Source organism: Clostridium sp. Cult2, from assembly GCF_021655075.1.
Classification (GTDB): Bacteria; Bacillota; Clostridia; order Tissierellales; family Tepidimicrobiaceae; genus Schnuerera.
Window position 1 is genome coordinate 1 of sequence record NZ_PPXX01000072.1, and the last position, 4,930, is coordinate 4,930.

6 protein-coding genes and 1 other annotated feature are annotated in these 4,930 nt (G+C 32.5%); of the genes, 4 read left to right on the forward strand and 2 right to left on the reverse strand.

What is annotated here, in order from left to right; translation table 11 throughout:
• The first annotated feature begins 155 nt into the window (after window positions 1–155).
• Window positions 156–355: a binding site (T-box leader), on the forward strand.
• A 42-nt stretch (window positions 356–397) separates the two neighbouring features.
• Genes aspS through C3E90_RS07950 form a run of 4 tightly spaced genes read left to right on the forward strand, consistent with a single transcriptional unit; the run spans window position 398 to window position 3,665 of the window.
• The gene (aspS, locus tag C3E90_RS07935; RefSeq protein ID WP_236915108.1) at window positions 398–2,176 is read left to right on the forward strand and encodes an aspartate--tRNA ligase; all 1,779 of its coding nucleotides are present in this window, start codon (window positions 398–400) and stop codon (window positions 2,174–2,176) included.
• A 45-nt stretch (window positions 2,177–2,221) separates the two neighbouring features.
• Window positions 2,222–2,935, forward strand: coding sequence for a tRNA threonylcarbamoyladenosine dehydratase (locus C3E90_RS07940; RefSeq protein ID WP_236915109.1), 714 nt, complete (start codon window positions 2,222–2,224; stop codon window positions 2,933–2,935).
• On the forward strand, window positions 2,935–3,360 hold the full coding sequence (locus C3E90_RS07945; RefSeq protein WP_236915110.1) for a SoxR reducing system RseC family protein: 426 nt from the start codon (window positions 2,935–2,937) through the stop codon (window positions 3,358–3,360). The genes C3E90_RS07940 and C3E90_RS07945 overlap by 1 nt, the downstream gene beginning before the upstream one ends.
• A gap of 26 nt (window positions 3,361–3,386) precedes the next feature.
• Window positions 3,387–3,665, forward strand: coding sequence for a metal-sensitive transcriptional regulator (locus C3E90_RS07950; protein WP_236915111.1), 279 nt, complete (start codon window positions 3,387–3,389; stop codon window positions 3,663–3,665).
• On the opposite strand, the gene C3E90_RS07955 is transcribed toward C3E90_RS07950, so the two are convergent.
• Window positions 3,662–4,099: a threonine/serine exporter family protein gene (locus tag C3E90_RS07955; RefSeq protein WP_236915112.1), complete on the reverse strand. Its 438-nt coding sequence runs from the start codon at window positions 4,097–4,099 to the stop codon at window positions 3,662–3,664. The two genes, C3E90_RS07950 and C3E90_RS07955, sit on opposite strands and share 4 nt — an antisense overlap.
• Window positions 4,099–4,930: threonine/serine ThrE exporter family protein (locus tag C3E90_RS07960; RefSeq protein ID WP_236915113.1), on the reverse strand; the 832-nt coding region annotated here is incomplete at its 5' end. The genes C3E90_RS07960 and C3E90_RS07955, both read right to left, overlap by 1 nt.

Below are 4,930 nucleotides of genomic sequence, written 5' to 3' on the forward strand. Positions count from 1 at the left end.
TAGTTATTTCTTTTTGAGTCATATTAAATATCTCCTCTCTCATATATGACATTTTATCAGAATGAATTTAATATGACATTATCATAGAATAATCATAAAATCTTATATATTATCTTGACACTGTAAAAGATATATCTTATAATGATTAAAAACATATGTAAACTATGAAGAGGAAGAGTAATTAAATCTATTAGCTATAGAGAGTCAGGGTTGGTGGAAACTGATGCTAATATTTAATGAAGACACCTTGGAGTCAACAAACTGAGTTTGTTCGCATATAATGCGTTATAATTTTTAAGTGAGGTAAAAGCCTAATTAGGGTGGCACCGCGAGAAATTAGCCTCTCGTCCCTGTATTTCAGAGATGAGAGGTTTTATTATTTTGAGGAGGTATAATTATGAGAGAAAAGATGGGAAATTTAAGAAGGACTTATATGTGTGGAGATTTAAGAATATCAGATGTAGAAAAAGAAGTGGTTTTAATGGGATGGGTACAAAGGGAGAGAAATTTAGGGGCTTTAATATTTGTTGATTTACGAGATACTACAGGAATTTGTCAAATAGTTTTTGATAGTACAGTTTCAGATGAAATATTCAAAAAGGCAGAAAGAGTAAGGTCTGAATATGTGCTGGCTGTTAAAGGAACTGTTAGGAAGAGGGAATCCATAAACAAGGATATTCCTACTGGAGAGATAGAGGTTTTAGCAAATGAATTAAAAATATTAGATGAATCAGAAACACCTCCTATATATATTAAAGATGATGATAATGTTGCAGAAAGTATGAGATTAAAATATAGATATTTAGATTTGAGAAAACCTTCTATGCAGAATAGGCTGAAGATGAGACATAAAACTGCAAAGGTGGTAAGGGATTTTCTAGATGAAAATCATTTTGTTGAGATAGAGACACCAATGCTGACTAAACCTACACCAGAAGGAGCAAGGGACTATTTAGTACCCAGCAGGGTAAATCCAAGACATTTTTATGCTCTTCCCCAGTCTCCACAGCTAATGAAACAGCTTTTAATGGTATCAGGCATGGATAGATATTATCAAATAGTTAAATGCTTTAGGGACGAAGATTTAAGAGCTAATAGACAACCTGAATTTACTCAGATTGATATAGAAATGTCCTTTGTAGATGTAGATGATGTAATAGAAATGAATGAAAAAATGTTATATAGATTGTTTAAGGAGTTAATGGGCATTGAAATCCAACTACCAATAGATAGAATGACCTATAAAGAAGCAATGGAAAGGTTTGGAGTAGATAAACCCGATTTAAGGTTTGGATTTGAATTAGTAGATATTACCCTTATAGTAAGGGATTCCCAGTTCAAAGTATTTAGTGGTACTGTAGAAAAGGGAGGCCATGTAAGGGGTATTAATGTAAAGGGTTTTGGCGATAAATTTTCACGAAAGGATATAAATGGACTAGAAGACTATGTTAAAACTTTTGGTGCAAAAGGTTTAGCTTGGATAAAGGTTACAGAGGAAGGTATTACTTCACCTATTGCCAAATTCTTATCGGAAGAGGAATTAAATAATATATTGAATAAGATGGATGGTGAAAAGGGAGATTTACTTCTATTCATAGCTGATAAACCAAATGTGGTATTTGATAGTTTAGGTAATTTGAGAAATGAAGTAGCAAAAAGGCTTGATATAATAGATAAAGATGAGATGAAAATGGTATGGATAACTGAATTTCCACTATTTGAATATGATGATGAAGAGGAAAGATATGTAGCAAAGCATCATCCTTTTACCCATCCTATGGAAGAGGATATAGATTTATTGGAAACAGAACCAGAAAAGGTTAGAGCTAAGGCTTATGATATAGTTATTAATGGGGATGAAATGGGTGGTGGAAGTATAAGAATTAGCGACCCAGAATTGCAAAGAAGGATGTTTTCTGCCCTTGGATTTTCTGAAGAAGAGGCTTGGAATAAATTTGGTTTCCTATTAGAGGCCTTTAAATATGGTACTCCTCCTCATGGTGGAATAGCTTATGGATTTGACAGATTGATTATGTTATTGACAAATAGTTCAAATATAAGGGATGTTATTGCTTTCCCAAAAACTCAATCAGCTACTTGTTTATTAACAGGTGCTCCCTCAGAAGTTTCAGAGGAGCAATTAAAGGAAGTGCACATAAAATTGGATTTAGAATAATATTAAATAAGAATTATGTCTATTTATATTTGAAAGGAGTAGGGGATGGATAGTCGATTTTCAAGAACTGAATTATTATTGGGAAAAAAGGGTATGAAAATATTAAATAAATCAAAAGTTGCTGTATTTGGAATAGGTGGCGTAGGTTCCTTTGCTTCTGAGGCCTTAGTTCGCTCAGGATTAGGGGAGATTATTATTGTAGATTATGATATAATAGATGTGACTAATATAAATAGACAGATTCATGCTACTTCAAAGACTGTAGATTTACCAAAAGTAGAAGTAATGAAAGATAGACTATTAGAGATAAATCCAAACTTGAATATTGTAGCTATTAATGATATATATAAAGATGAAAATAAGGACAGATTGTTGTCTTTGGATTATAACTATGTAATAGATGCCATAGATATGATTTCAGCTAAAGTTAACCTAATTGAGAATTGCAAAAGATTGAATATTCCAATTATCTCCTGTATGGGTGCAGGAAATAAGTTAAATCCAACTATGCTTCAAGTGGGAGATATCTATAGTACTAACACCTGTCCTTTGGCTAAAGTAATGAGAAATGAATTGAGAAAAAGAAATATTAAGGATTTGAAGGTAGTATGGTCAAAGGAAAAACCTATAAAGGTAAATTTAGAGAAAGAGAACACTAGGAAGGCAGTTCCAGGTAGTGTTTCTTTCGTCCCTTCCGTTGCAGGATTAATCCTTGCATCTGAAGTGGTAAAAGATTTAGTATTTGGAGGTGTGAATTGATGGAACAACTAGGATATGTACGCAAAATCATAGATGATATAGCCGAAGTAGAAGTAAGGCGTATTTCTGGCTGTGGAGGAGGCTGCAGTAGTTGTGGAGGAGGCTGCAGTGCACCTAGTATAGTCATTAGATTAGAAAACCGAATTGGGGCAAAGACTGGAGATTTTGTAGAAATTAAAGCTAAATCAAGAAATATTATAAAGTATGCATTAATTGCTTATATGATTCCTTTTGCCATGCTAATATTGGGAATAGTATTGGGAGTAAATTTGTTCCAATCTATGGATATAGATTATTATGAGACCCTTGGATTTGCAATGGGTGTAGTATTCCTAGCAGTTTCATTTATTATAGTAAAGTTTATAGATAGATCTATAAATAAGAAGAACAATAATGCCATGGAAATGGTAAGGGTATTGGAATAAATTTATTAATAAAGGAGGAATTTAGGTTGACTTTTGAGACAAAGGATAATGAAGCCATAATACGACGGCTAAGAAGAATTGAAGGACAAGTTAAAGGAATTCAAAAGATGGTAGAAGAAGACAAGTGTTGTGGTGATATCCTAATTCAAATAGCAGCAGTTAGAGCTGCCATGAATTCTGTGGGCGGACTTATATTAGAAAACTACATGAAGGATTGTTTGAAAAAATATTTAGATGGATCAGCAGAAGACGAAGTTTTAGATAGTTTGGTAGATACCATGATTAAATATGCAAAGCAAAATTAATTTTTACTTTTTACTCTTTTAATTGATCTTGATAATGAAGTCGAAATTATAAGACCAATGGAAATAGCAGCTGCTATGAAAAAGGTCTCAATACCTTTGTTTGCAGCAGAAATAAAGTCTTTTTCAACTAAGGCTAACATAGTATAATACATGCCAGCACCAGGTACTAGCGGAACAATTCCAGGTACTAAAAATACGGTTGCTGGCTTTTTATAATGTCTTGCAAATAATTCTCCAAACATTCCTACAGTTATAGCACCAAAAAATGTACCTGTAACATCACTGTTAAAAATATTGGATGTTATGTAAAAGGCTATTTGCCCTATAGCACCAACACAGCCAGATCTAAATATGGAATCCTTAGGAATACTAAAAAAAACTGCAAATCCTACTGAACATAGAAAAGCATAAATAAAATGTTTTATTAAAGTCACTAAATCAGCCCCTTAAAATATATGTTTAGAACTATACCTACTCCAAATGCAATAGCTAATGCAGAAAATATGGCCTCCATAGTTCTGGAAAGACCGGAAAGAAAGTCGCCAGATATGGTATCCCTTAAGGCGTTAGTTATAGCCACACCGGGGACTAAAGGCATAATTGATGCAATTATTATAGTATCCATATTTTCACCTAATCCCATTTTAATAGAAAATATGGATAGGATTGAAGCAAGAGCTGCACCGATAAAATTATTGATAAAAAAGGTCATTTCTAATTTACTAATTTTATTCAAAAATAGAAGAACAATTAAGCTTACTGAATAGGTAGAAATAAAATCGTAAATGGTGCCTCCAAATAAAAGGCAAAAAAAGCCACTAGCCATGCTGCCAAATAATGCTTTTATGGATAAATTATAATTATTGATTTTATCGATTTCACTAAGTCTTGCTAAACCATCATCTATTGACATATTGGAGTTTACAAATTTTCTTGAAAATTCATTTACTAAATTTATCATATTCAAATCAATTTTAGTAGATTTAACTCGAATTAAATAGGTTATCATCTCACCTTCAAATTCCAGAGAAGCAAAGATTCCTGTAGGTGTTACGAAGGCATCTGCATATTTAATATTATTTCTAGATTTGCATATCCTTTGAATGGTGTCCTCTGCCCTATAGGTTTCTGCGCCATTTTTCAACATGGTTTTACCTGCTAAAATGGCAAGCATAAGTAATTTTTTTATTTCAGTTCTATTATAGTTTTGATTTTTTTCCATGAATTTCACTCCATATATATTTATAGTATTGTAAATACTAATT